The following is a 25,546-nucleotide window of genomic DNA, read 5'->3' on the forward strand; positions in this document are numbered from 1 at the left end:
TTCTACTCTTGCGCCGTTCCAGTGGCCGCGACCGGCGAGGATCCGTACATGGGCATCGGAATCACCCAGGAACAGCGGGATGTGGCGCAGGCCGTACGGGGGTGGCTGGCGCGTGCCGTACCCCCGGACGAGATCCGCAAGCTCCTCGACGCGAGCGCTCCGTCCGCACCCGGCGCGCGCCCCGGCTACTGGGACGGTCTCGGCGAGCAGGGGCTGCTCGGCATCCATCTGCCCGAGGAGCACGGCGGAGCGGGCGGCACACTCCTCGACCTCGCCGTGGTTCTGGAGGAGACGGGACGGGCCGCGCTCCCCGGCCCGTACCTGGCGAACGCGCTCGCCTCGGCGGTGCTGGGCGACGCGGGCGGGAGCGACCTGCTGGGCGCCCTCGCCGCCGGTACCCGCATCGGCGCCGTCGCCCTCGGCCCCGGCACCCTCACCGTCGTGGAGGGCGAGGACGGTCACCTTCTCGACGGCACGGCTCCGCCCGTGCTCTCCGGTGCCGACGCCGACCTGCTTCTGCTCCCCGCCGAATCGGCCGCCGGCACCCTCTGGTTCGCCGTCGACACCGCCGCCGAGGGGCTGACCGTGCGCCCGCACCGAGGCGCCGACCCGACCCGCCCCACCGCCGAGGTCCGGGCCGACGGCGTACTCGTACCCGCGGACCGGGCCGTACGGATCGACTCCGCGGCCGTCCGTGATCTCGCCGCCGTCCTCCTCGCCGCCGAGGCGTGCGGCACCGCCTCCCGGGCGCTGGACACCGCCGTCGCGTACGCCGGGGTCCGCGAGCAGTTCGGCCGTCCCATCGGGCAGTTCCAGGGCATCAAGCATCTCTGCGCCGACATGCTCGTCCGCGTCGAACAGGCCCGCGCCCTGGTGTGGGACGCCGCCCGCGCGGCGGACGAAGCCCCGGAGGTACGGGGACTGGTCGCCGCCCTCGCCGCGGGCACCTCGCTCGACGCCGCATACAGCTGCGCCAAGGACTGCATCCAGGTCCTCGGCGGCATCGGCTTCACCTGGGAGCACGACGCCCACCTCCATCTGCGCCGGGCACTCGTGGCACGGCAGTTGCTGGGGGCGGGGGACGCCCACCGGCTGCGGGCCCTCCGGCTGGCCGAGGGCGGAGCGCGCCGCGAGCTCGCCCTCGAACTCCCCGCCGAGGCCGACCGCCACCGCGCCGAGGCGCGCGAGGCCGTCGCCGCCGCCCGGGGGCTCGATCCGAAGGAAGCCCGCCGCGTCCTCGCCCCGACCGGCTACGCCGCCCCGCATCTGCCCGCCCCCTACGGTCTGGACGCCGGACCTCTCCACCAGCTCGCCGTGCAGCAGGAGTTGAAGGAGCAGGAAGTGAAGGTGAGCGACCTGGGGATCGCCACCTGGGTGGTGCCGTCACTCCTCGCACACGGGACACCGGAGCAGCAGGACCGCTACCTCATGCCCACCCTGCGCGGCGAACTCCTCTGGTGTCAGCTGTTCTCCGAGCCCGGCGCCGGCTCCGACCTCGCCTCGCTCCGCACGAAGGCCGAGCGGACCACCGAGGGCTGGCGGATCAACGGCCAGAAGGTATGGACGAGCGCCGCCCAGGGGGCCGATCACGGCATCCTGCTCGCCAGGACCGACCCGGACGCCCCCAAGCACCAGGGGCTCAGCTACTTCCTCGTCGACATGAGGAACACCGAAGGCATCGACATCCGCCCGCTGAAGGAGATCACCGGCGACTCCCTCTTCAACGAGGTGTACTTCGACGACGTCCTGCTGCCCACCGACGCCGTCGTCGGCGACGTGGGCGACGGCTGGCGGGTCGCCCGCAACACCCTCGGCAACGAACGCGTCCACATGGCCGACCAGATGACCTTCGACACCGGACTGGAAGCGCTCATCGCCCGTTCCGGCGAGCTCGACGGCAGCTACCGGGCGCGGATCGGCGCCCTCGCCGCCGAGGCGCACGCACTCGCCTGCATCGGACTGCGGACCACCCTGCAGCAGGTGTCCGGACTGGAGCCGGGCGCCGGAGCCTCGGTACGCAAGCTCGTCCAGACCACCCACCAGCAGAAGGTCGCGGAACTCGCCCTGGAACTGCTCGGACCTGCGGGGGCGACCGCGGAAGGTCCCGGGGACCGGGCCCTGCACGGATTTCTGATGTCCCGCTGCCTGACCATCGCGGGCGGCACCACCCAGATTCAGCTCAATGTCGTCGCCGAGCGCATTCTCGGCCTCCCGCGTGACTGAAGGGACGTGACCTCTCCATGAAGGCATACATCGTCGGCGTCGGGATGACGAAGTTCGAGAAGCCGGAGACACGCGACTGGCAGTACTGGGACATGGTGAAGGAGGCGGGGAACGCCGCGCTCGCCGACGCCTCCGTCGCCTACGAGGAGGTGCAGCAGGTCCCCGTCGGCTACTGCTTCCAGGCCTCCACGGCCGGCCAGCGCGCCGCGTACGAGCTCGGACTGACCGGCGTACCCGTCTACAACGTCAACAACAACTGTGCCACCGGCTCCACCGCGCTGATGCTGGCCCGGCAGTTCGTCGAGGGCGGCATCAGCGACTGCGTCCTCGCGCTCGGCTTCGAGAAGATGACGCGCGGGTCGCTGGGGAGCGGGTCCGACGGCGGAGCGGACTTCAGGACCTCGCCCGTCGCCCGGCACTACGGGATCATGGCCGCCGCCCACGGCTTCGAGATGTCCCCGCCCACCGCCCAGATCTTCGGCAACGCGGCCCGCGAACACATGGAGCGGTACGGGACGACCGAGGCGCAGCTCGCGGCGGTCGGCGCCAAGAACCACCGGCACTCGGTGAACAATCCGTACGCCCAGTTCCAGGACGCGTACACGGTCGACGAGATCCTCGCCGCCAGGACCGTCCACCGCCCGCTGACCAAACTCCAGTGCTCACCCACCTCCGACGGGGCGGCCGCAGCCGTCGTCGTGTCGGAACGCTTCGTCGGGAGCCACGGGCTGGAGGGCAGGGCGGTCGAGATCGTCGCCCAGGCCATGACGACCGACACCGGCGATTCCTTCGCCGCCGGCACCTGCATCGACGCCGTCGGACTGCCCATGTCACGCGCCGCCGCCCGGCAGGTGTACGACACCTCGGGGCTCTCGGCCGCGGACCTCGACGTCATCGAGCTGCACGACTGCTTCTCCATCAACGAACTGCTCACCTACGAGGCGCTCGGCCTGTGCGGTGAGGGCGAGTCCGGCAAACTCGTCGAGTCCGGGGCCACCACCTACGGCGGCCGCTGGGTGGTCAACCCGTCCGGTGGCCTGATCTCCAAGGGCCACCCGCTCGGCGCCACCGGCATCGCCCAGGCCGCCGAACTCACCTGGCAGCTGCGCGGCGAGGCGGGCGACCGGCAGGTGCCCGGTGCCCGGGTCGGACTCGCCCACAACATCGGGCTCGGCGGCGCGGCGGTCGTCACGCTCCTCCGTCGATAGTCGGAGCCGGTGTCCGGCCATATACTGATGTACGGGGCGCAGGGCGCCTGCGAGTATGACGCTCATGGTTGACGTCACGACGCCCACGCCCCTGCAGAAATCCCGCACCTGGGCGGTGGTCCTCGCCGCCTGCACAGGCCAGTTCCTCGTCATCCTCGACGTGTCCGTCGTCAATGTGGCGCTGCCGTCCATGCGGTCCGACCTGGGGCTGAGCGCCGGTCAGTTGCAGTGGGTCCTCAACGCGTACGCGATCGCGTTCGCCGGGTTCATGCTTCTCGGCGGGCGCGCCGCCGACATATACGGCCGCAAGCGGATGTTCCTGGTCGGTCTCGGCCTGTTCACCGCCGCCTCGCTGGTCGGCGGGTTCGCCCAGGAGGGCTGGCAGCTGCTCGCCGCCCGTGCCGCGCAGGGGCTCGGTGCCGCCGTGCTCTCTCCCGCGACCCTCACGCTTCTCACCGCCGCGGTTCCCGAGGGCCCGGCCAGGACCAGGGCGATAGGCACGTGGATGGCCGTCGGCGCCGGAGGCGGCGCGGCCGGCGGACTGGTCGGCGGGGCGCTCACCGACCTCCTCTCCTGGCGCTGGGTCCTGCTGATCAATGTGCCGTTCGGCGTGCTCGTCCTGATCGGGGCCACGGTCTGGCTCGCCGAGAGCCGGGCGGGCAGGCGGCACCGTATCGACCTGCTGGGCGCGGTGCTGGTCACGGTGGGGCTGGCCACGGTCTCGTACGGCATCGTGCAGACCGAGCGGGAGGGCTGGACGGCTGCGGCCACCCTGGTGCCGCTGCTCGGCGGGGTGGCGCTGCTGGCCCTCTTCGTCCTCGTGGAGGCGCGGACGGCGGTGCCTCTGATGCCGCTCCGGGTGCTGGGCACGCGGGCGGTGGCGGCGGCGAACGTGGCGATGATCGTGATGGGGTCCGCGACGTTCTCGATGTGGTACTTCATGACCGTGTACGCGCAGTCGGTGCTGGGCTACACGCCGATGCAGGCCGGACTGGCCCTGATGCCCACCTCGTTGGCGGTTGTGCTCGGCTCGACGTTCGCGCCTCGGATCATGGCACGCGTCGGCGCGAAGAACCTCGTCCTGATCGGTCTGGCGATCACCGCCACGGGCTTCGGCTGGCAGTCCACGATGGGCGCAGAAGGCTCGTACCTCACGTCGATCTGCGGGCCCGGCATCCTGATGATGGCCGGTGCGGGGTTCGCGTCCACGCCGCTCGCCTCCCTCGCCACCTCGGGTGCGGCGCCCGGGGACGCCGGTCTGGTCTCCGGGCTGGTCAACACCTCACGCACGATGGGCGGTGCGCTGGGTCTCGCCGTGCTCTCCACGGTCGCGGCGGCACGGACCGGGGGCGGCGCCGGCGCGGAGGAGCTGACCGCAGGGTTCGCGCTGGCGTTCCGGACGGCCGGCACGGTACTGCTCGGCGGACTGCTGCTGATGGCCCTGTGGCTGCCGCGCCACAGCTCGTCGCGCTCCGGAAGGTCCGGCCCGTCGGCCACGTCAGGCCCGTCGAGCACCTCGACTCCGTCCCGCGCGTCGAGCACATCGAGCACATCGGGCATGTCGAGCCCGACCGGCGACTGAGCTCCTCCAAGGGCAGGTGGGCGCCGGTCACGTCCGGCGCCCACCTGCGAACACCGCCTACAGCCAGCCCTGCTGCCGCGCCGCCCGCACCGCCTCCATGCGGTTCCGCGTCCCTGTCTTCCCGATCGCCGACGACAGGTAATTACGTACCGTCGACTCGGACAGATGCAGCTTCGCCGCGATGTCGGAGACCGTCGCCCCGTCCACCGAGGCGTTCAGCGCGTCCCGTTCCCGCGCCGTGAGCGGGCTGGGGCCGGCACTCAGGGCGGCCGCGGCGAGGGCGGGGTCGATGACGGTCTCACCGGTCAGCACCCGCCGGATCGCCGCCGCGAGCTCCTCGACCGGGCCGTCCTTGACCAGGAACCCTGCCGCGCCCGCCTCCATCGCGCGGCGCAGATAGCCGGGACGCCCGAAGGTGGTGAGGATCAGCACCCGGCAGTCCGGTACCTCCTCGCGCAGGTCGGCGGCGGCGTCCAGCCCGCTGCGGCCCGGGAGTTCGATGTCGAGGAGTGCCACATCGGGACGGGACAGCACCGCGGCGTCCACGATCTCGTCCCCGGCGGCGACCTGGGCCACGACCTCGATGTCCGGTTCGAGCCCGAGCAGCAGGGCGAGCGCGCCGCGCATCATGCCCTGGTCCTCGGCGAGCAGCACCCGGACGGACGTGTGCGGCGGGTGATCTCGGGGCATCTCGTTCACCGGCCCAGCGTAGGGGGTGAGGAGGGACTTCCCGCGACGTCCACGGTGTCCACCGGCAGCTCCGCGCCGACCACGAAGCCACCGCCCGGCCCGGGGCCCGCGGTGAGCGAGCCTCCCGCCGCGGCGAGACGTTCGGTGAGGCCCTTCAGGCCCGTGCCGCCGATGCCGGGTGCGGGCGGCGGGCCCGCCGGTCCGCGGCCGTCGTCGGTGACGGTCAGCCGGACGTGCTCGGCCGCGCCGGCCACGACGAACGAGCAGGTGGTCGCGTTGCTGTGGCGTACGACGTTGGTCACCGTCTCCCGCACCACCCAGCCCAGCAGCGCCTCCGCCTGCGGGGTGAGCGGCGGTCCCGAGCGGTGGACCACCGCTTCGATCCCGGCGGCGGTCAACGCCGACCTGGCCCGGTCGAGTTCGGTGGCCAGGCTCCCCTCGCGGTAGCCCGTGACGGCCTCCCGGATCTCGGTGAGGGCCTGACGGCCGACGGACTCGATGTCGGCGACCTGGGCCAGCGCCGCGTCCATGTCGCGCGGTGCGAGCCGGCGCGCGGCCTCCGACTTCACGACGATCACGGAGAGCGTGTGCCCCAGCAGATCGTGCAGATCGCGGGAGAACCGCAGCCGCTCCTTCTCGACGGCGGTCGTGGCCAGTTCCTGCCGGGTGGCCCGCAGCTCCGTCACGGTCTCCGACAGGGTCAGGATCGCGGCCGTCACCGCACCCGAGATGAAGGTGCCGTATCCGATGGTCCAGGGGTCCGAGTTGCTGTCCCCGCGCCAGACGGCGACACACGTGGCGACGGCCGCGAGGCCCAACATGCCGAACATCAGCTGCCGGTTGCGCAGGATGGTGCCGCAGGCCAGCGAGAGCAGGGGGAAGAACAGCAGCCAGCTGCCGCCATACCCGATCGCCAGCCCCAACGTGACCAGGGCCATCACGGCGAGCAGCACGTACGACACCGGGCTCTCGCGTTTCCTCTTCTCGAACCCCCGGAACACCACGGAGGGGTAGAGGGAGTTGAAGACGAGGAGCCCGAGACCGCCGATCCAGGGGTTGGAAGTCTCGCCCTGGAAGAGGTTGGAGAAGGCGCCGAGACCCAACAGCAGCCAGGGCAGCAGGGCGTACGGTCCGGGCGGCCCGAGGCGCCCTTCCTCCCGGTGCTGCCTGCGTCGTTCCTTCCACGATCCTGATCCGTTCCGGGACATGCTCGCTCCTGTCACACGGTCCTCGCGGACCGACGGTACGAGACGACGGCGTACGTACCGAACAGCAGGAGCCACCCGGCGAGCACGGCGATCGTTCCGGCGGAGGGCGCGTGGCCGCCCGTGGTCGCCCAGCCCAGGTCGGCGAACCGGTGGGCGGGCGTGTACGTGCCGATGGAGCGCAGCCAGGACGGGTACTCGGAGAGCGGGAACCACAGTCCGCCGACGATCGCGAACCCCATCAGGCAGGCCACGTTGACCACGCCGGTGGCCTGCGGGGTGAGCCGGTAGCCGTTGCCGATTCCGAGCATGGTGAAGGGCAGCGCACCGATCCACAGCAGCAGGGGCAGCGCGATCCACTGCCAGACCTCCAGCCGCACGCCGTTGACCAGCGCCCCGGCGAGCAGCACCGTCAGGATGGTCGGCAGCACGGTCACCGAACCGCTGATCGCACGGCCCACGACCACGCGGGACGGGTCGAGCGGGGTGATCCGCAACTGCTGGAGCCAGCCCAGGGACTTGTCGGACGCGACGCCCGTACCGATCGACATGGCGGCGCCCAGCGCCCCGTACGCGGCCATACCGACCATCGAGAAGGCCTTCCACCCGCTCGCGTCGTCCCCGCCCCCGCCGAGGTTGGTGAAGAGCAGGTACATCAGGACCGGCATCCCGATCCCGAAGATCATGAAGACGCCGTCGCGCAGGGTGCGCCGGATCTCGAGCACGATGTAGGGGAGCATCACACGGTCTCGCTCTCGGAGTCGGTGGCGGGGGAGGTCAGTGAGAGGAACGCGTCCTCGAGCGTGGCCGGGGAGACCCGGAGATTGCGGACCCGGCCGAGGCGGGCCAGCTCGATCACCGTGGCGTCCGAGTCGTCCGTACGCAGCAGTGCACGGTCGCCGCGGATCTCGACGGCGTTGACGCCGGGCAGCAGCTCCAGCCCCTGGGTGGGTCCGCCCGCCAGGTCGAAGGAGACGTGGTTGCCGCCGACGGACTCCTTGATGCGGTCGCCGCTGCCGTCCGCGACGATCCGGCCGCGGTCGATGACGACGATCCGGTCGGCGTTCTCGTCGGCCTCCTCCAGGTAGTGCGTGGAGAAGAGGACCGTGTTGCCGCGCCGGGCGTAGGCACGCATGGAACCCCAGAACGCCCGCCGGGCCTCGACGTCCAGGGCGGCGGTCGGCTCGTCCAGGACGACCAGCTCCGGGTTGCCGGCCAGTGCGACGGCGAACCGGACGCGCTGGATCTGCCCACCGGAGAGCTTGTCGATGCGCCGGTCGGCGTACGCGGAGACGCCCGCCAGGGCCAGCGATTCGCGGACCGGCATCGGGCTGGGGTAGGTGGAGGCGACGAACGCGATCAGTTCGCGGACGGTGACCCGGGGGATCGGCCGCCCGTCCTGCAGCATGGCGCCGACCCGGCCGGCGCGTACCGCCTGCTCGGGGGCGCTGCCGAGCAGTTGCACACCTCCGGAGTCCGGCTCGTTCAGACCGAGGAGCAGGCTGATGGCGGTGGACTTGCCCGCGCCGTTGCGGCCGAGCAGTGCGACGGTCTCGCCGCGCTCCACGGTCAGATCGATCCCGTCGACGGCCCGTACGGTCCGCTCCGCCCGGCCGAAGACCTTGACTGCCCCGGTGAAGACCACCGCGGGCCCGTTCCCCGTCGTCTTTTTCATGACACCGACGGTACGGAGCCGGGCCCGCGCCACGGCAGAGGCGCTTGTACGGACTCCGCGATGACAAATGTCATGGCCCGGGTGCGCCTGACTGGCCCCCGGCGGGAGCCTGATCGCCTGCCCCGCAAGGAATCTGACGAGACGTCAGCAGTCTTCACAACTGCTGGGGGCTGCGTTATACATAGGGCCAACCGGCTAGAACGCGTTCTAGAACGAGCGTGACGGCCGGTCCCGCACGACCTCGGTGCGGCCGACGGTGCGGACGGCCGCGCCGAGGTCTTCCCACCATCAAGGAGCAGCACCCCCATGCCCATTGATGCCGCAAAGGCGATGGCCGCCGACCCCCGGACCGCAGAGATCGGCTGGGACCACAAGGACATCCAGCTCTACCACCTCGGACTCGGCGCGGGCATCCCCGCCACCGACCCCGACGAGCTGCGCTACACCCTGGAGTCCCGGCTCCATGTCCTGCCCAGCTTCGCCACCGTCGCAGGCGCCGGCATGGGCGTCGTCGGCGGACTGTCCTCGCCCGGGATCGACGTCGACCTCGCCGCCGTGCTCCACGGCGGACAGACCGTACGGGTGCACCGGCCGATCCCGGTGAAGGGCAGGGCCGTGCAGACGTCGAAGGTCGCCGCCGTGTACGACAAGGGCAAGGCGGCCGTTCTCGTCCTGCGCACCGAGGCCGCCGACGACGACGGCCCGCTGTGGACCAACGACGCCCAGATCTTCGTCCGCGGCGAGGGCGGCTTCGGCGGCGAGCGCGGCCCGTCCGAGCGGCTCGCGCTCCCCGACCGGGCACCCGACCGGGTGGTCGAGCGGACCATCCGGAAGGACCAGGCGCTGCTCTACCGGCTCTCCGGGGACTGGAACCCGCTGCACGCCGACCCCGAGTTCGCCGAGCTGGCCGGCTTCGACCGGCCGATCCTGCACGGTCTGTGCACCTACGGCATGACGCTCAAGGCCGTGGCCGACACGCTGCTCGACGGTGACGTGGCCCGGATCGGCGCATACAGCACCCGTTTCGCGGGGGTGGTCTTCCCGGGCGAGACCCTCCGCATCCGGATGTGGGCCGGGGACGGCCGCGTCCAGGTGGCCGTGACCGCCGCCGAGCGGGACGACGCACCGGTCCTGGCCGACACGCTCGTCGAACACTTCTGAATCACGCAACGACCCGAGGGGAGCCGCACCATGCGCGCAGCCGTACTGCACGAGATAGGTCAGGACAAACTGGAAGTCCTCGACGACGTCGAGGCGGTGGGCTTCGGTCCGGGCAAGGTCAGGCTCCGCATCCGGGCCACCGGGCTGTGCCACTCCGACGTCTCGGCGATGAGCGGCGTGCTGCCGCAGCCCGCCCCCTTCATCCCGGGCCACGAGGGCGCCGGTGAGGTCCTCGACACCGGCGACGGCGTGACTGGACTGAGTGCGGGGGACCGGGTGCTGGTCTGCTGGCTGCCCGCCTGCGGGGCGTGTCCCGCCTGCAGGCGCGGCCAGACACAGCTCTGCCTGGCCGGGTTCATGAACGCGGGCACACCCAACTTCAAGCGCCCCGGCGGCGATGTGTTCGGTTTCGCCGGGACCGGCACCTTCACCGAGGAGGTCGTCGTCGACGCGGGCTGCGCGGTGCCGATCCCCGACGACGTGCCGTTCGAGATCGCTGCGCTGATCGGCTGCGGAGTGACCACCGGACTCGGTGCCGCGATCAACACCGCGCAGGTGCAGGCAGGTTCATCGGTCGCTGTGATCGGCTGCGGTGGCGTCGGTATCTCCACCATCCAGGGGGCCAGGGTCCAGGGCGCCGCCCAGATCGTCGCCGTCGACCCGGTCGCGTCCCGGCGCGAGGCGGCACTCCGGTTCGGCGCGACGGAGGCGGTCTCGCCCGACGAGCTCGCGGATGCCAAGCAGCGGATCACCGGCGGCGAGGGCTTCGACTACGTCTTCGAGGTCGTCGGCAAGTCGGCGACGGCCCGCACGGCGTACGAGAGCACCCGGCGCGGCGGCACGCTCTGCATCGTCGGCGCGGGCGCGATGGACGACAACTTCCAGGTCAACATGTTCGAGCTGTTCTTCGACGAGAAGCGGATCCTGCCCTCGATGTACGGGGGAGGGGACGTGCTCCGCTCCTACGAACGGGCCATCGCGCTCTGGCGGGCGGGCCGGATCGACCTCGAATCGATGATCACCCACCGGGTGCAGCTGGCCGAGATCAACGACGCCCTCGGCCAGATGAGGACCGGCGAGGCGCTCCGTACCTGCATCGAACTCTGACCCCGTCGCTTCCGAGAGGACTCCGAGATTCCGATGTCACAACCCCTTCCCCTGGACGGGCTGTCCGCGATCGTCACGGGCGCGGGCCGCGGCCTCGGGCGCGCCGAAGCACTGGAACTGGCGAGGCTCGGCGCGGCCGTCGTCGTCAACGACTACGGGCAGCCGGGCCGCGACGGCTCCGGTGAGGCATCGGCGACCCCCGCCGAGGAGGTCGCCGAGGAGATCCGCGCGGCGGGCGGCAGGGCCGTCGCCCACCTCGGCGACGTCTCCGACCACGAGCAGGCCCGGGCCCTGGTGGAACTGGCCGTCAGCACGTACGGCACGCTCGACATCCTGGTCAACAACGCGGGCATCCTGCGCGACCGGATGGTCTTCTCGATGACCGAGGACGAGTGGGACTCCGTCATCCGGGTGCATCTCAAGGGCCACTTCAACACCACGCACTTCGCCGCGGCCCACTGGCGCGCCCGCTCCAAGGAGTCCGGCGGCCCGGTCTACGGCCGGATCGTCAACACCTCGTCGGAAGCGTTCCTGGCGGGCTCGGCGGGCCAGCCGAACTATGCGGCGGCCAAGGGCGGCATCGTCGGCCTCACCACATCGACGGCCCTGGCGCTGGCGAAGTACGGCGTCACCACCAACGCCATCTGCCCGCGGGCCCGCACCCGGATGACGGAGGACGTCTTCGCGGGATTCGAGGAGCCGACGGACGGCCGGCTCGACGCGCTGGCCCCCGAACACGTCTCCCCGCTGGTCGGCTATCTGGCCTCGCCGGCGGCCGCCGAGGTCAACGGCCAGCTGCTCGTGGTGCACGGCGGGATGGTCGCGATCGTCGAACGCCCCCGGGTGGCCGCGAAGTTCGACTCGTCCAAGGAGACGTTCTCCTTCGACGAGCTGGACGAACTCATCTCCCCGTACTACGCGGAGCGTCCGTCGAACGAGACGTTCGCGGCCGCGGAGGTACTGGGACTGAAGCGGGGCTGACCCCCAGGGGTGGGGCAGCGCACAGGGAAGGGCCTCCGCAGCCGAACAGCGCTGCGGAGGCCCTTCCCTCACTCGCCCCCTCGTTGATTTCCGTTGCGGTCAGGCCGCTCTGCCGCCCCCCTCGGCGGGGCGCCGATGGCGACCGTGCGGCTGCCCGTCCGTGCTCTCCGTCGACACACCCCCTCGGTGCTTTCCGGAGCCGTCGGCGTCGGCCCGTGCGGCGTCCGCCCCCGGCGGGCGCGTCTGGGTCGTGTCGGTTCGGGCTTCAGACATGTGGGAAGTCACCCCGTTGTGATCGCTTGCGTGTGTGTCACCGGGACCATCGCGCCACCACCACCCGACACGGCCACCGTCGGCAACCGCACCCGTCGGCTCGTAGGGGTGCCCCCTGGCCCCGGCCCAGAATTTAACCAGGTGCCGTGCGCCCCACGAGAGGCGCCTGGCCCAATGGAACCGGCTTGTACACGGGAAGAGGCGCGGCAGCCGCGGACGGTTGCATACCGCTTTCCGCGACCGCCGTCCACGCAGGCCCGGCGCCGCGTTCCCCGTCCTCCGGCGCCTGCAGCAGGGCCACCCCGCACGGCACGTCCCGGCCGACGTACGGGAGCTTGAGGAAGCCGTCCCGGGTCCACAACCCGGACCCGGCCAACCATCCTCCCGGGGCGGCGAGTTGGTGCAGCCTGCGCCCCGCCGGACGCCACACCCCGACCCAGCTGCCGACCGCACCGTCGATCCGCAGGGCCACCGCACAGCTCTCCGGCATCAGCGTCTGCCCCGGCTGCACGGCGAACGGCGTCACCGCGAGATCCGCCGGATGCAGACACTCCGGGAAGCGCACCGGCAGACTGCTGCCGAGCACCCCCCAGCCGAGCCGGTCGTGGCCCGGCGCATCGGAACGGATCAGCAGCAGTCCGCTGTCCGCATCGGCGAGCAGCAGACGGTCGTTGCTGTCCGGTGTGATCTGCAGCAGCGGCGTCACCTCGCCGCTCCGGTCCAGATCCACGGCGACGGCCTTCACCGGACCGCCGCCCACAGGCTCCCGGTCCAGGGCCAGCATCCGCCCCGCCCGGTCCAGCCACACCCCGCCGGAGCACCGTCCCGGCACCTCGGCGACCTGCTCCGGCCCGTACGCCCCGCCCGCCACCAGCCAGACGGCGGTGGAGCGTTCACCGACCGACAGCGCGTACGCACTCGCACCGTCCGGCGACGGCGGCAACAGGGTCAGGGGGGTGTCGTCGGCGCACTCAAGGGCGCCGAGGGGCAGTTCGCCGGTGCCGGGGCCGGTCGGGTAGAGCAAGGAGAAGGCGTGCCGGTCCGCCACCCGCCGCCTGATCAATACCCGGCCGTCGGTGAGCGGCAGCACGTCGGAGTCCGGCTCCTCGGGCTGGTCGAGGGGGAGCGGCACGGCGTACGGCTCGTGCCCGTCGAGCGTCCAGCGCTCGGGGAACCAGGCGGCGTCCGGCGCCTGCCCGGAGAGCGTGAGCCGCGCCGCGTACGAGCCGTCGGCGGCGATGGTGAACGCGCCGGCCCCGACGGCGGCAGCCCTGCCGGGCCCGCCGGACCCGCCGGGCCCGTCGGGGACACTCGGTTCACCGAACTCGCCCTGCCCGCCGGGCACGATGAGCCCGTTCCGCTCCTCCGGCTCGTCCGAGCCCCCGGGTTCTTCCACTTCTCCGGACGCGGGATCCACCGTCACGACGGCCCCGGCCGACTCACCTCGATGGCACAGGCAGTCACGGAATCATCACCTCCGGCATCCGAAGTTAGTTTTCGCACTTCCTGCCGAACAACACGAGAACCGCCACTTCACACATATGGGTGGCAATGCCCGTATTCGCCTGAGAGTAAGGGGGTGGTTGTGCTGCCGTTGAAGGGTGTAGCTAAGGTTAGGCATCCCTAAGCATTCCCTGTGAGTCCCTCAACTGGAGCAAGTGACCACGTGATGTCCATACGACGCCGCAGCACCGCAGCGGTCGGCCTGGCAGTGGCCGCCGCCCTCACCCTCTCCGCCTGCAGCAGCGACGACGGCGGAAAGTCGGGCGACTCGGCCAAGTCCGCCGGCGGCGACAAGAAGGCAGCCGTGGCGACGGGCGGCAAGGACTTCGGCGACGCGGCGAAGAAGACGGCCGGGTACGGGACGGACGCCCCGGCGGGCCAGTTCCCCCGGACCCTCACCCACGCCATGGGCAAGACCGAGCTCAAGTCCGCCCCGAAGCGGGTCGTCGTGCTGGACGTCGGCGAGTTCGACAACGTCGTCTCGCTGGGTGTGAAGCCCGTCGGCTACGCCCCCTCCGAGGGCGACGAGGCCATTCCCTCGTACCTGAAGAAGGACGCGGGCAACCCGAAGAACGTCGGCACGATCAACAACCTCAACCTCGAGGCGATCGCGGGCCTGAAGCCGGACCTGATCCTCGGCAGCCAGCTGCGCGCCGCCGACAAGTACGACCAGCTCTCCAAGATCGCGCCGACCGTGTTCTCCATCCGTCCGGGCTTCACCTGGAAGGAGAACTACCTCCTCAACGCCGCGGCGCTGGACAAGACCGCCAAGGCGAAGAGCCAGCTCGACGCGTACGAGAAGAAGGCCGCGAAGCTGGGCGAGGACATCGGCCCCGACAAGCCGACCATCTCCATGGTCCGCTACCTGCCGGACCGCATCCGTCTCTACGCGAAGGCGTCGTTCATCGGTACGATCCTTGAGGACGCAGGTCTGCCGCGGCCCAAGAACCAGCAGATCGACGACCTCGCCGCCGAGATCAGCCCCGAGAAGATCGACGAGGCGGACGCCGACTGGATCTTCACCGGCGTCTACGGCGACCCGAAGGCGACCAAGCGCGACACCGCGCAGTCCAACCCGCTGTGGAAGAACCTGAAGGCGGTCAAGGAGGGCCGGGCGAAGGACGTCCCGGACGAGACCTGGTACCTCGGCCTCGGCGTCACCGCGGCGAACCTGGTCCTCGACGACCTCCGCGCCGACCTGGTCAAGTAACCGACTGACCGGAACTGCGCGTAACGATGCGTGACCGGCTGTTGCCCGGCCCTCACGGGTCGCCTCAGCCATGGGCGACGGGGCACGGACGGAAGGTAGCCTTTCCTCCGTGCCCCGTCTGTCTGAAGTTCTCACCGCGCTCGACGCCCTCTGGCCCCCCGAGCGGGCCGAAGGATGGGACGCGGTCGGAACGGTCTGCGGAGACGTGGACAACCCGGCCGCCGAAGTCGACCGTGTGCTCTTCGCCGTCGACCCGGTCCAGGAGGTCGCCGAGGAGGCGGTCAGGCTCGGAGCCCAGCTGATCGTCACCCACCACCCCCTCTATCTGCGGGGTACGACGACGGTCGCGGCCGACACCTTCAAGGGCCGGGTCGTGCACACCCTCATCAAGCACGACATCGCCCTGCACGTCGCGCACACCAACGCCGACACCGCCGACCCGGGCGTCTCCGACGCCCTCGCCGGCGCCCTCGACCTGCGGGTCACCGGCCCCCTCGTGCCCGACCCGACCGACTCCAAGGGCCATCGCGGCCTCGGCCGGATCTGCGAACTCGGCCACCCCGAGACCCTCCGCGACTTCGCGGCCCGCGCCGCCGCCCGGCTGCCCGCCACCGCGCAGGGCATCCGCATGGCCGGCGACCCGGACGCGCTCGTGCGCACCGTCGCGGTCAGCGGCGGCTCCGGCGACGGCCTCTTCGACGCGGTGCGCGCCGCGGGCGTCGACGCCTTTCTTACCGCCGATCTGCGCCACCACCCGGCCTCCGAGGCCGTTCAGCAGTCTCCGATCGGCCTGATCGACGCCGCGCACTGGGCCACCGAATGGCCCTGGTGCGAGCAGGCCGCGGCGCAGCTCGACGCGATTTCCGACCGCCACGGATGGGACCTGCGGGTCCATGTCTCGAAGCAGGTCACCGACCCCTGGACCACCCACCACTCTTCTGGAGCCCCCAACTGAACGCCGCGCCCGCCGACCAGATCCGACTTCTCGACGTCCAGGCACTCGACGTACGGCTGTCGCAGCTTGCCCACAAGCGCAAGTCGCTGCCCGAGCACACCGAGATCGACTCGCTCACTGCCGACCTCGCACAACTGCGTGACCTGCTGGTCGCCTCGCAGACCGAGGAGAGCGACACCGCCCGCGAGCAGACGAAGGCGGAGCAGGACGTCGACCTGGTGCGCCAGCGCGCCGTCCGCGACCAGCAGCGCCTCGACTCCGGCGCCGTCACCTCGCCGAAGGACCTGGAGAGCCTGCAGCGCGAGATCACCTCGCTTGCCAAGCGCCAGGGTGACCTGGAGGACGTCGTCCTCGAGGTCATGGAGCGCCGCGAGTCCGCACAGGAGCGCGTCACCGAACTGACCGCACGGGTCTCCGCCGTCCAGGCCAAGGTCGACGACGCCACTGCCCGCCGGGACGCCGCGACGAATGAGCTCGACGAGGAGGCCGCGACCGTCACGAAGGAGCGCGAGCTCGTCGCCGGCTCCGTGCCGGCCGACCTCCTCAAGCTGTACGACAAGCTCCGCGCCCAGTCGGGCGGGGTCGGCGCCGCCCGGCTCTACCAGCGCCGTTGCGAGGGCTGCCGGCTGGAGCTGAACATCACCGAGGTCAACGACGTCAAGGCGGCGTCCCCGGACACGGTGCTGCGGTGCGAGAACTGCCACCGCATCCTGGTCCGTACGGCGGAATCGGGCCTGTAATGACGGAGCCGCGCCAGTTCGTCATCGAGGCCGACGGCGGCTCCCGGGGCAACCCGGGGCCCGCCGGGTACGGCGCGGTCGTGATCGACCCGGTCACGGGGGAGACGCTCGCCGAGGCCGCCGAGTACATCGGCATCGCGACGAACAACGTGGCCGAGTACAAGGGCCTCATCGCGGGCCTGAAGGCCGCGAAGGCGCTGGTGCCGGACGCGTCGGCGGGCGATGCGCTGCGGGTGCGCGTCCGGATGGACTCCAAGCTGGTCGTGGAACAGATGTCCGGCCGCTGGAAGATCAAGCATCCCGACATGAAGCCGCTCGCGGCGGAGGCGGCCCGGATCCTTCCGGCGTCCGCCGTCACGTACGAGTGGATCCCGCGCGAGAAGAACAAGCACGCGGACCGGCTCGCCAACGAGGCGATGGACGCGGGCAAGCGAGGCAAGCAGTGGGAGCCGTCGGCCTCGACAGCCGCACTCGACCTGCCTCCCGTCTCCGGTCCGCCCGGGGACGCGGCGGCAGGCGCCGCGAAGGCGCGGGCGGCGATATCCACCCGCCGCGAACCCGCGGCCACCCCGCAGGTCGGCTGGGGCGGGGCTCCCGACATGGGTGCGCCCGCGACGTTCGTCCTGCTCCGCCACGGCGAGACGGCCCTCACCCCCGAGAAACGGTTCTCCGGAAGTGGCGGCACCGACCCCGAACTCTCCGCGGCCGGCCGACACCAGGCGGAGCGCGTGGCCGAGTCCCTCGCGGCCCGCGGCACCATCCAGGAGATCGTCAGTTCGCCCCTGCGTCGCTGCCGCGAAACGGCGGCGACGGTGGCCGCGCGCCTGGGCCTGACCGTCGAGGTCGAGGACGGCCTGCGCGAGACGGACTTCGGTGCCTGGGAAGGCCTGACGTTCGCCGAGGTGCGTGAACGGTACGGCCCCGACCTGGACGCCTGGCTCGCCTCCACGAGGACGCTCCCCACGGGCGGCGGCGAGAGCTTCGCCGAGGTGGCCCGCCGGGTCTCGTCCACCCGCGACCGCCTGACCACCCGCTACGCGGGCCGCACGGTGCTCCTGGTCACGCACGTGACCCCGATCAAGACCCTGGTCCGCCTGGCCCTGGGCGCCCCACCGGAGTCCCTGTTCCGCATGGAACTCTCGGCGGCGTCGCTGTCGGCGGTGGCGTACTACGCGGACGGCAACGCGTCACTGCGACTGCTGAACGACACGTCGCACCTGCGGTAGGGAGCGGAGTTCCCCGGGCGCGGGCGCAAGGCGCTCCCGGGCTTCCGTTCCCGGCGGGGGTATTCCGAGCCGAAGAGAAGCGGGCGCCCCGCCGGTTCCCAGGCGGCGCACGGCTGCCGCTGCTGCTTCCCGCCGGGGGCAGGCGAGTACCGCGCGAAACGGTGTGGGGCCGGTGTCCCCCGAGGGGGGCGGCACCGTGACGCGGTGCGGAGCTGTCGTCCGCCGAGGGGCACGGGCCGGCCGTCCGCGGCGCGAAGCTGCCGCTCTTCCGGAGGAACCGGGGGTACTTCGTACGTCCAGGCAACACCCACCGGCGTCCGGGGCGGAGCCCGGTCCGGGAAGGGGCGGGGAGGCGAATCAGCCGCGCAGCGCCGCCGCCTCGCCCGCCAGGCGCTCCACCCGCGCCCAGTCCTTGGCCGCCACCGCATCCCCCGGCACCATCCAACTGCCGCCCACGCAGCCGACGTTCGGCAGTGCCAGATACGAGGGGGCCGAGGCGAGCGAGATGCCGCCCGTCGGGCAGAACCTGGCCTGGGGGAGCGGTGCGGACAGGGCCTTGAGGTAGGCCGTGCCACCCGCAGCCTCCGCCGGGAAGAACTTCATCTCGGTGACCCCGCGCTCCAGCAGCGCCACCACCTCGGACGTCGTCGAGACGCCCGGCAGGAACGGCACCCCCGACCGCTTCATCGCGTCCAGCAGCACATCCGTCCAGCCCGGGCTGACCAGGAACCGGGCCCCGGCCGCCACCGTGTCGGCGACGTTCTGCGCGGAGATCACGGTGCCCGCGCCCACCACCGCATCCGGTACCTCCGCGGCGATCGCCTTGATCGCGTCCAGTGCCGCCGCCGTCCGCAGCGTCACCTCGATGGCCGGGAGCCCGCCCGCGACCAGGGCCCGGGCGAGCGGTACCGCGTCGGCGGCGTCCTCCAGGACGACTACGGGGACTACGGGGGCAAGGTCCAGCACAGAGGAGGAGGTCATGGCCTCATCTTGCCGCGCTCACCGCACAGTACGCAATGAGCGTTGCACATGCTGCAATGCTGCTTGTCGGGCGTCAGTGGATCTCCGTCACGACGACATCGAGCGTCCACGGCCGCCCCGCCCGCCCCGGAGCCTCCGCCTCCACCACGTACCCCAGCTCCCGCAACGCGTCCACCAGCTCCGCGGGTCCCTTCGGCCGGTCCCCCGACTGCAGCAGGTCGCGGACCATCCGCCCCTTCGTCGCCTTGTTGAAGTGGCTGACCACCGACCGCTTCTCCACCCCGTCCACCATCTGGGAGTGCAGCACCCGCACGCTCGCCGTGCGCTCCGCCACCGCACCCTTCGGCTTCCACGCCGCCGTGTACGCGGACGACCGCAGATCCAGTACGAGCCCGTCCCCGGCCGCCTCCGGCATCACCTCGGCCATCGGCGCCCGCCAGTACGCGCCCAAGGCGCCGAGCCCCGGCAGCTTCACCCCCATCGAGCAGCGGTACGACGGAATCCGGTCGCCCACCCGCACCGCGCCCCACAGTCCGGAGAAGACCAGCAGCGACTTCCCGGCCCGCCGCCGGGCCGCCGTGTCCAGGGACGCCAGGTCCAGCGCGTCGTAGAGCACCCCGGTATAGATCTCCGCGGCGGGCCGCGTTCCCGCCGTCCGCAGCTCGACGTTCTTCGCGATCTCGCCGCGCAGCCCCTCGCTGAGACCGAGCACCTCGCGGGCCTTCTCCTCGTCCGCCACGCAGAGCTCGACCAGCTCGTCGAGGACCGCGGTCCGAGCCTCGGCAAGGCCCGGCAGCGACAGCGACTCCGGCTTCAGGGGTGCTCCGCGCCCCGAGGCGGCCTTTCCTTCGGAGGGCGGCAACAGCACGAGCACGGCGGTTCTCCTTCGTACGAACAGGGAAGCGGCCCCCACGACTGCCCAAGGCCTGCCTGCCAGCGTAAAGGGACGCCGGGACCGCCCGGCCCGGCACCCGGTCCGCAGGGCCACCCGCCCCCCGGCACCCGGACCGCAGGACCACTCGCCCCCGGTCAGCAAGGCCACCGGCCCCCGGGCCGCAGGACCAACCGGTCCCCGGACCGCAGGGCCGCCCGCACCCGGGATGCCGGTCGCCCCGCCCCGCCATACGCTCGGTCCATGCCCCGCCGCCATCTCCACATGACCGGCGCAGCCGACACCCCGTTGCGGGCGGCCCTGCGCGAACTGCGCACCACGCTCGGACTGCCCGTCGATTTTCCTCGCGAGGTCCTCGCGGAGGCGGCGCAGGTGGCGAAGTCCCTCGTCCTGACAGGACACCAGGACGCGACGGACCTTCCCCTCTTCACCATCGACCCGCCCACCTCCACCGACCTCGACCAGGCGATGCACCTCGAACGCCGCCCGCACGGCTTCCGGGTGCACTACGCCATCGCCGACGTCGCCGCCTTCGTCCGCCCCGGCGGCGCACTCGACACCGAGGCCCACCGCCGGGTGAGGACCCTCTACTTCCCCGACGGCAAGGTGCCGCTGCACCCCACCGTGCTCTCCGAGGGCGCAGCCAGTCTCCTCCCCGGGCAGACCCGCCCCGCCCTGCTCTGGCGGATCGACCTCGACTCGGAGGGCCGCACGGTCGCCACCGACGTACGCAGGGCCCTGGTCCGCAGCCGCGCCAAGCTGGACTACGCGGGCGTCCAGCGGCAGATCGACGCGGGCACCGCCGAGGAACCCCTCGCCCTGCTGAAGGACATCGGCCGGCTCCGCGAGGAGCAGGAGGTCGCCCGCGGCGGTATTTCGCTCGACGTGCCCGAGCAGGAGATCGTCCAGCGTGACGGCGCATACGGCCTGGAGTACCGCGCCCCGCTGCCCGCCGAGGGATGGAACGCCCAGGTCTCCCTCCTCACCGGCATGGCCGCCGCCCATCTGATGGCCGAGGCAGGCACCGGCATCCTGCGTACGCTCCCGGTCGCCCCGGACGGCGCCGTCGCCCGGCTGCGCCGCTCGGCCGAGGCCCTGCACGTCGACTGGCCGCACCACGTCCCGTACGCCCAGGTCGTCCGGTCGCTCGACCCGAGCAGGGCGAGCCATGCCGCGTTCCTGCAGGAGTGCACCACCCTGCTGCGCGGCGCCGGCTACACGGTCTTCGACCATGGCGAACTCCCCGCCCCCGCCGTCCACGCCGCGGTTGCCGACCTCTACACGCACTGCACCGCGCCCCTGCGCCGCCTCGTCGACCGGTACGCGGCCGAACTGTGCGTCGCGGCAGTCGCGGACCGGGAGCCGTCCGAGTGGGTGACGGCCGCGCTCCCCGGCCTCCCGAAGGAAATGGCCGAAGGGACCCGCCGCGCCAACACGGTGGAACGCGAGTGCGTCGACCTGGTCGAGGCGGCACTCCTCAGTGACCAGGTGGGCGAGGTCTTCGACGCGTACGTGGTCGACGTGCAGGACCAGGAACCCACCATCGGCACGGTCCACATCGAGCACCCCGCCATCGTGGCCCGCATCGACGGCGGCACGACGAAGCTCCCCCTGGGCGAACGGCTCCGGGTCCGCCTCACCCAGGCGGACCCGGGGGCGGCGAAGGTGCTGTTCGCGCCCGCATGAGAGCGGCGGCGGCGCGTGGCGGCCGGCCTCGTGTCCCGGTGCGGCCGACCTGACCGCCATCTCGTACGATCACGCCTTCGGCCACGGGCTCCGAGGGCACCACGGACTCCGGCGCACCCCGGCGGGCTCCGTACGAAGGAAGGCTTTCCAGCGTGACTGAACGTGTCACTGCCCCGGGCCATGCGACCGGCCATGTGACGGAACGGGCCCGGCAGATCATCGCCGCCGCCCGCACCCTCCTGGAGACGGAAGGCCCGGAAGCCCTCACCATGCGGCGGCTCGCCGACAGCATCGGGATCACGGCACCGTCCCTCTACAAACACTTTCCGGACAAGGCCTCCGTCCTGACGGCCCTGGCCGGCGAGGTGCTGCGGGAGACGGCCGAGACGCTGGAAGCGGCCGAGTCCGCGGCCCCCGGTTCGTTCCCGGCCCTCGCCACCGCGTACCGCGCCTACGCCCTGGCCCACCCGCACCTCTACCTCCTCACCACCGCGCGCCCCATGGACCCCACGGCCCTCCCTCCCGGCCTGCAGGAACGCGCCGCGGCTCCTCTCTTCCGCGCGGTCGACGGCGACCAGGAGCGGGCTCGGGCGGCCTGGGCGTTCGCCCACGGAATGGTGGTCCTGGAACTCAACGGGCGGTTTCCCCCGGGCGCCGATCTGTCGGCCGCCTGGTCCGCAGGCATCGCGGCGTTCGCCCGATCAGCTCCGTCCGAGGCGTCCCGCGCGTCCGGGTAGCATGGTCGACACGGCAGACGAGCCGGGCGGACGGCCGCGTGGGGATTTTCGGATCCTCCCGAGGAACGTCCGGGCTCCACAGGGCAGGGTGGTGGCTAACGGCCACCCGGGGTGACCCGCGGGACAGTGCCACAGAAAACAGACCGCCGGGGACTTCGGTCCTCGGTAAGGGTGAAACGGTGGTGTAAGAGACCACCAGCGCCTGAGGTGACTCAGGCGGCTAGGTAAACCCCACCCGGAGCAAGGTCAAGAGGGGCCGTCGCAAGATGGCCCTGCGCGAACGTTCGAGGGCTGCCCGCCCGAGTTCGCGGGTAGACCGCACGAGACCGGCAGTAATGCCGGTCCTAGATGGATGGCCGTCTCCCCGGCCGCCGCGAGGCGACCGGGTGACAGAACCCGGCGTACAGCCCGACTCGTCTGCCGCCACCTGCGGTTTTCCTTCGAAAGGGCCTCCGACCTGCGTCGGAGGCCCTTTCTGGGCTTTCAGCAGCTTGCCGCTTCGGGCCGCAAGGAGTCCCTCCGAAGCCCTCGGACCTGCCGCGTCGGCTCACGCCGGGGTCCGGAGCCGCGACGTCCCGCCGAGCAGGCTCAGCGCCTGAGCGCCCGTCAACTCGACCGCGCGGTGTGGTCCGGTGGCTGCCGGTCCGCACGCCAGGGCCGAACGGCCCAGGGCCGAACGGCCCTAGCGGCGTCGGACCCCCGATGGGTTGACTGCGGTGGACCGCATGCTGCGGGCCGGCCCAACGGCGGCTCCGGGGCCGGGCCGCAGCTTGTGGAGCGTTCGGTCGGAGCGGGCGGTGCGGATGTGTACAGGAGGAGAACGCGTTGATCGCGGTCGTCGGACACAGAGACCTCAACAACAGAACTCTGGCGCTGGTGGAGGCTGAACTGAGAGCGCGGCTGGACTGCCTGGCAGAGGGCGTGGCCGCTCTCGTACGGGTCGGGGCGGGGCTGCCACTGGTGTTCGGGCGCGCCGCCCGGGAGGCCGGACGGAAGCTGACGGTACTGCTGCCGGCCCAGGGCTCTGTGCCCGCAGTGCTGCCCGAGGGGGACCGGCGGGCCGCAGGGGAACTGCTGATCCTGGCCGAGAACGTACGGTTGCTGGCTTTTGATCCGGCCGACCGCAACGCTTGTGTCAGCGCCGATGAACGTCTGGTGGAGACGTGCCGGACCGTGCTCGCCGTGTGGGACGGTTCGCCGTCGGACGGCCGGGACGCCACCGCACACCTGGTTGCCTTCGCCCGGGCGCGTGGAATCCGGGTGGAGGTCGTCTGGCCGGACGGCTCCGTGCGGGGCGGGCATGAGCGCGTCGGCGCGTGAGTCGGAGCTGGTGCCGGGAGCCCCCGAGGCCGATGACCGGGAGGTCGGCTCCTCGCAGGACAGGGCGGACGACGGTGCTTCGAGGGTGAGCGGCGAACAGGAGCGGACCGCGGCGCGCCAGGGATTCGCATGGCTGTTGGTGATCACCGCCGCCCTCGGGCTGCTGGGCTCCTTCGTGATCACCACCGACAAGTTCGAACTGCTCGCCGACCCCGGCTTCGTACCCGCCTGCTCGCTGAGCCCCGTGGTGTCCTGCACGGATGTGATGCGCAGCGAACAGGCGTCGGTGTTCGGCTTCCCCAATCCGCTCATCGGACTGATCGCCTTTGGGACGGTGATGGGGACCGGCGCGGGCCTGCTCGCAGGTGCGCGCTACCGGCGGTGGTACTGGCTGGGGCTGAACCTGGGCACCTTGTTCGGTGTCGGCTTCTGCATGTGGCTGATGACGCAGGCGCTGTACGACATCGGCGCGCTCTGCCTGTGGTGCGTACTCGTGTGGGTGGCCACCATCTTCATGTTCTGGCACACGACCGTGCACAACCTGCGCCATGGCGTCCTGCCCGCCCCACGCGCTCTCGTCGCGGTGGTGCTGGAGTTCCCGCTTGTGGTCCCGGTTACCTGGTGCCTGGTCATCGTCATGCTGATAGCAACGCGGTTCTGGTCGTACTGGCAGACGTTTCCATGACCCGCACGATGCCGGTGCTGTCGTGATGGGTGTGCATGGCCGGGACTCCGGCGGCGGCCAGCCGGGCGGCGACGGCCCGCACGGAGCCTGTCGTGGATGCCTCGGGTTCCAGGGCCAGATAGACGTGCTGCCGGGCGGCGGCCCCGGAACGCTGCGCCAGCATTCCGTCCAGGACCCCCGGACCGGGATCTGCACAGAGACCGGCCCGACCTGCTGTGAGGACGGTCAGCCAGGGGCGTCCGCGCCGGAACGCCTCGAGATACGCCGCGTCGTACATGCCCTCACCCACCCTTGCATCCAGCAGCAGCCGCACCCGGTGCGCACGGGACCGTTCGGCGTCGATCTGCTGGAGCAGCGCCTTCATCGCGGCCCATCCGGTACCGGAGGCGATCAACAGAACGTCGGCGGAGGGGGTGTGATCGGGCAGGACAAGCGCGCCGCGCGGCGCGCTGAGGCGGACGGTGCCGCCTTCCCGCGTGCCGTGCACCAGCGCATCGCTCACCCCGTCGGCGCCCCGGGCCCGTACATGGAATTCCAACTCGCCGTCCGGATGCGGCGCGCGGGCCAGGTAGTAAGGACGCCATGCCTGCTCCTGCAGCGGCGACTCCAAGGACGCGTACTGCCCGGCCCTGAAGGAGTAGGGCTGATGGGGGCGCACCCTCAGCACCGCGAGATCCGGAGTACGGAACTCGTGCGAGGTCACTGTCGCCTCCCAGCTCGGCGGTTCGGCGATCGCCTCGTCCGCGCCCCTGACCATCGCCGAAACGGCCAGCCGCAGCATCCGCAGCCAGGCGTCCTCCAGCGCACCGGTCCACCGGGCGCCCGCACGCATGCGCAGCGCCTCGATCAGCGCCGCCTCGAACGCCTCGAAGTGCGCGGGGCGCACACCGAGTTTGCGATGGTCGCGACCCAACTGCGCGAAGGTGCCGATCATCTCGTCCGTACGGTGCAGATTGCCGATCAGATAGCGGAAGATTCCGACGAGATGGGCCTGCTGGAACGCCATCGACTCGGGGAACAACGACCGCAGATACGGATGCCGCTCGAACATGACCCGGTACAGCTCGGCGATCAGCTCCTCCAGCGGGCTCACCAGCGGCAGGAATTCGCTGATCAGCTGCTGGTCGGCCGTTCCGTCGTACGCCTGCGGTGCCTCGGCGCGCCACGGTTCGGCATCAACTCCGGCCGGGGACAGGAGGCGTCGTCGCAACCGCATCGCGTCGTGCCGCGCGAGCAGTGCGTGGTAGTCCTCGCTCGGGGTGTTCATGGACCGCTGACTCCTTGGGACAAGCACGGTGGGGGGCCGGGACGAGGGGCCCCCGTGGCGCCCGGACGATCTCGGCGGCGTCAGTATGGCACCGCGTCCAGTCTGCTGACCGGCCCCTGCCGCAGGGTCTTTCGGCCCTGTTCAGAGCCCTTTTCGGCATGCTGTGAAGCCTCGGCGGAAGGACCTGCGGACGGTCGCACGTACTGGTTGTCGCCCGTCCCTCACGACGACCACGGGGT

General features: G+C 71.6%; 21 protein-coding genes, 1 other RNA gene and 1 pseudogene. 15 read left to right on the top strand and 8 right to left on the bottom strand.

Going from position 1 to position 25,546, the window contains the following annotated elements:
- Nucleotides 1-48: 48 nt before the first annotated feature.
- The 3 genes from ACFU8W_RS07625 to ACFU8W_RS07635 are packed head-to-tail and all read left to right on the top strand — an operon-like array spanning nt 49 to nt 5,013.
- Complete coding sequence (locus tag ACFU8W_RS07625) at nt 49-2,223, top strand: acyl-CoA dehydrogenase (RefSeq protein ID WP_384033222.1); 2,175 nt, start codon at nt 49-51, stop codon at nt 2,221-2,223.
- 17 nt (nt 2,224-2,240) lie between these two features.
- Nucleotides 2,241-3,431, top strand: a complete 1,191-nt coding sequence (locus ACFU8W_RS07630; protein WP_384033225.1) for a lipid-transfer protein — start codon at nt 2,241-2,243, stop codon at nt 3,429-3,431.
- 55 nt (nt 3,432-3,486) lie between these two features.
- Nucleotides 3,487-5,013 carry an MFS transporter gene (locus tag ACFU8W_RS07635; RefSeq protein ID WP_384033228.1) on the top strand — a complete coding sequence of 509 codons (1,527 nt, stop codon included), beginning with the start codon at nt 3,487-3,489 and terminating at the stop codon, nt 5,011-5,013.
- A gap of 57 nt (nt 5,014-5,070) precedes the next feature.
- Here ACFU8W_RS07635 and ACFU8W_RS07640 read toward each other — a convergent pair whose 3' ends face one another.
- From ACFU8W_RS07640 to ACFU8W_RS07655, 4 genes are read right to left on the bottom strand one after another with little or no spacing between them, the layout of a single operon-like run.
- Nucleotides 5,071-5,703, bottom strand: coding sequence for a response regulator transcription factor (locus tag ACFU8W_RS07640; RefSeq protein ID WP_345513011.1), 633 nt, complete (start codon nt 5,701-5,703; stop codon nt 5,071-5,073).
- Nucleotides 5,704-5,708: 5 nt separating this feature from the next.
- Nucleotides 5,709-6,911, bottom strand: coding sequence for a sensor histidine kinase (locus tag ACFU8W_RS07645; protein ID WP_384033231.1), 1,203 nt, complete (start codon nt 6,909-6,911; stop codon nt 5,709-5,711).
- 11 nt (nt 6,912-6,922) lie between these two features.
- Complete coding sequence (locus tag ACFU8W_RS07650; RefSeq protein ID WP_384033235.1) at nt 6,923-7,648, bottom strand: ABC transporter permease; 726 nt, start codon at nt 7,646-7,648, stop codon at nt 6,923-6,925.
- Nucleotides 7,648-8,583, bottom strand: a complete 936-nt coding sequence (locus tag ACFU8W_RS07655) for an ABC transporter ATP-binding protein (RefSeq protein ID WP_384033238.1) — start codon at nt 8,581-8,583, stop codon at nt 7,648-7,650. Before ACFU8W_RS07655 ends, ACFU8W_RS07650 begins: the two co-directional genes overlap by 1 nt.
- A gap of 306 nt (nt 8,584-8,889) precedes the next feature.
- On the opposite strand from ACFU8W_RS07655, the gene ACFU8W_RS07660 reads away from it, so the two are divergent.
- The 3 genes from ACFU8W_RS07660 to ACFU8W_RS07670 are packed head-to-tail and all read left to right on the top strand — an operon-like array spanning nt 8,890 to nt 11,832.
- Nucleotides 8,890-9,744: a MaoC/PaaZ C-terminal domain-containing protein gene (locus ACFU8W_RS07660; RefSeq protein WP_384033241.1), complete on the top strand. Its 855-nt coding sequence runs from the start codon at nt 8,890-8,892 to the stop codon at nt 9,742-9,744.
- Between the two features lie 30 nt (nt 9,745-9,774).
- Nucleotides 9,775-10,851: a Zn-dependent alcohol dehydrogenase gene (locus ACFU8W_RS07665; RefSeq protein ID WP_384033243.1), complete on the top strand. Its 1,077-nt coding sequence runs from the start codon at nt 9,775-9,777 to the stop codon at nt 10,849-10,851.
- Nucleotides 10,852-10,884: 33 nt separating this feature from the next.
- Nucleotides 10,885-11,832: a 3-oxoacyl-ACP reductase gene (locus ACFU8W_RS07670; RefSeq protein ID WP_384033246.1), complete on the top strand. Its 948-nt coding sequence runs from the start codon at nt 10,885-10,887 to the stop codon at nt 11,830-11,832.
- A 406-nt stretch (nt 11,833-12,238) separates the two neighbouring features.
- On the opposite strand, the pseudogene ACFU8W_RS07675 reads toward ACFU8W_RS07670, so the two are convergent.
- Nucleotides 12,239-13,569 (bottom strand): annotated as a pseudogene (locus ACFU8W_RS07675) (hypothetical protein).
- A gap of 205 nt (nt 13,570-13,774) precedes the next feature.
- Between ACFU8W_RS07675 and ACFU8W_RS07680 the strand changes: the two are divergent.
- The 4 genes from ACFU8W_RS07680 (at nt 13,775) to ACFU8W_RS07695 (ending at nt 17,739) form a co-directional block, all read left to right on the top strand.
- A complete protein-coding gene (locus tag ACFU8W_RS07680; RefSeq protein ID WP_345512921.1) occupies nt 13,775-14,818 on the top strand; it encodes an iron-siderophore ABC transporter substrate-binding protein in 1,044 nt (347 codons plus the stop codon).
- Nucleotides 14,819-14,927: 109 nt separating this feature from the next.
- On the top strand, nt 14,928-15,773 hold the full coding sequence (locus tag ACFU8W_RS07685) for a Nif3-like dinuclear metal center hexameric protein (RefSeq protein WP_384033249.1): 846 nt from the start codon (nt 14,928-14,930) through the stop codon (nt 15,771-15,773).
- Complete coding sequence (locus ACFU8W_RS07690; RefSeq protein WP_345513010.1) at nt 15,770-16,513, top strand: C4-type zinc ribbon domain-containing protein; 744 nt, start codon at nt 15,770-15,772, stop codon at nt 16,511-16,513. The genes ACFU8W_RS07685 and ACFU8W_RS07690 overlap by 4 nt, the downstream gene beginning before the upstream one ends.
- The gene (locus tag ACFU8W_RS07695) at nt 16,513-17,739 is read left to right on the top strand and encodes a bifunctional RNase H/acid phosphatase (protein ID WP_384033254.1); all 1,227 of its coding nucleotides are present in this window, start codon (nt 16,513-16,515) and stop codon (nt 17,737-17,739) included. Before ACFU8W_RS07690 ends, ACFU8W_RS07695 begins: the two co-directional genes overlap by 1 nt.
- Nucleotides 17,740-18,096: 357 nt before the next feature.
- On the opposite strand, the gene eda is transcribed toward ACFU8W_RS07695, so the two are convergent.
- Together eda and yaaA are read right to left on the bottom strand one after the other, a co-directional pair.
- Nucleotides 18,097-18,720: a bifunctional 4-hydroxy-2-oxoglutarate aldolase/2-dehydro-3-deoxy-phosphogluconate aldolase gene (gene eda, locus ACFU8W_RS07700; protein ID WP_384033257.1), complete on the bottom strand. Its 624-nt coding sequence runs from the start codon at nt 18,718-18,720 to the stop codon at nt 18,097-18,099.
- Nucleotides 18,721-18,793: 73 nt separating this feature from the next.
- A complete protein-coding gene (gene yaaA / locus ACFU8W_RS07705; RefSeq protein ID WP_384033261.1) occupies nt 18,794-19,594 on the bottom strand; it encodes a peroxide stress protein YaaA in 801 nt (266 codons plus the stop codon).
- A gap of 282 nt (nt 19,595-19,876) precedes the next feature.
- On the opposite strand from yaaA, the gene ACFU8W_RS07710 reads away from it, so the two are divergent.
- The 5 genes from ACFU8W_RS07710 (at nt 19,877) to ACFU8W_RS07730 (ending at nt 24,040) form a co-directional block, all read left to right on the top strand.
- Nucleotides 19,877-21,298: an RNB domain-containing ribonuclease gene (locus ACFU8W_RS07710; protein ID WP_384034256.1), complete on the top strand. Its 1,422-nt coding sequence runs from the start codon at nt 19,877-19,879 to the stop codon at nt 21,296-21,298.
- 194 nt (nt 21,299-21,492) lie between these two features.
- Nucleotides 21,493-22,035 (top strand): TetR/AcrR family transcriptional regulator, encoded by a 543-nt coding sequence (locus tag ACFU8W_RS07715; protein WP_384034259.1) that lies wholly within the window; start codon nt 21,493-21,495, stop codon nt 22,033-22,035.
- 18 nt (nt 22,036-22,053) lie between these two features.
- Nucleotides 22,054-22,455: RNase P RNA component class A (rnpB, locus tag ACFU8W_RS07720), an RNA gene on the top strand.
- Between the two features lie 405 nt (nt 22,456-22,860).
- Nucleotides 22,861-23,355, top strand: coding sequence for a hypothetical protein (locus ACFU8W_RS07725; RefSeq protein ID WP_384033264.1), 495 nt, complete (start codon nt 22,861-22,863; stop codon nt 23,353-23,355).
- On the top strand, nt 23,336-24,040 hold the full coding sequence (locus tag ACFU8W_RS07730) for a vitamin K epoxide reductase family protein (protein ID WP_384033267.1): 705 nt from the start codon (nt 23,336-23,338) through the stop codon (nt 24,038-24,040). Before ACFU8W_RS07725 ends, ACFU8W_RS07730 begins: the two co-directional genes overlap by 20 nt.
- Here ACFU8W_RS07730 and ACFU8W_RS07735 read toward each other — a convergent pair.
- Nucleotides 23,991-25,307, bottom strand: a complete 1,317-nt coding sequence (locus ACFU8W_RS07735) for a globin domain-containing protein (RefSeq protein WP_384033270.1) — start codon at nt 25,305-25,307, stop codon at nt 23,991-23,993. The genes ACFU8W_RS07730 and ACFU8W_RS07735 overlap by 50 nt on opposite strands.
- Nucleotides 25,308-25,546: the final 239 nt, after the last annotated feature.

Origin of the sequence: Streptomyces sp. NPDC057565 (assembly GCF_042801455.1) — a bacterium.
GTDB lineage: Bacteria > Actinomycetota > Actinomycetes > Streptomycetales > Streptomycetaceae > Streptomyces > Streptomyces yanii.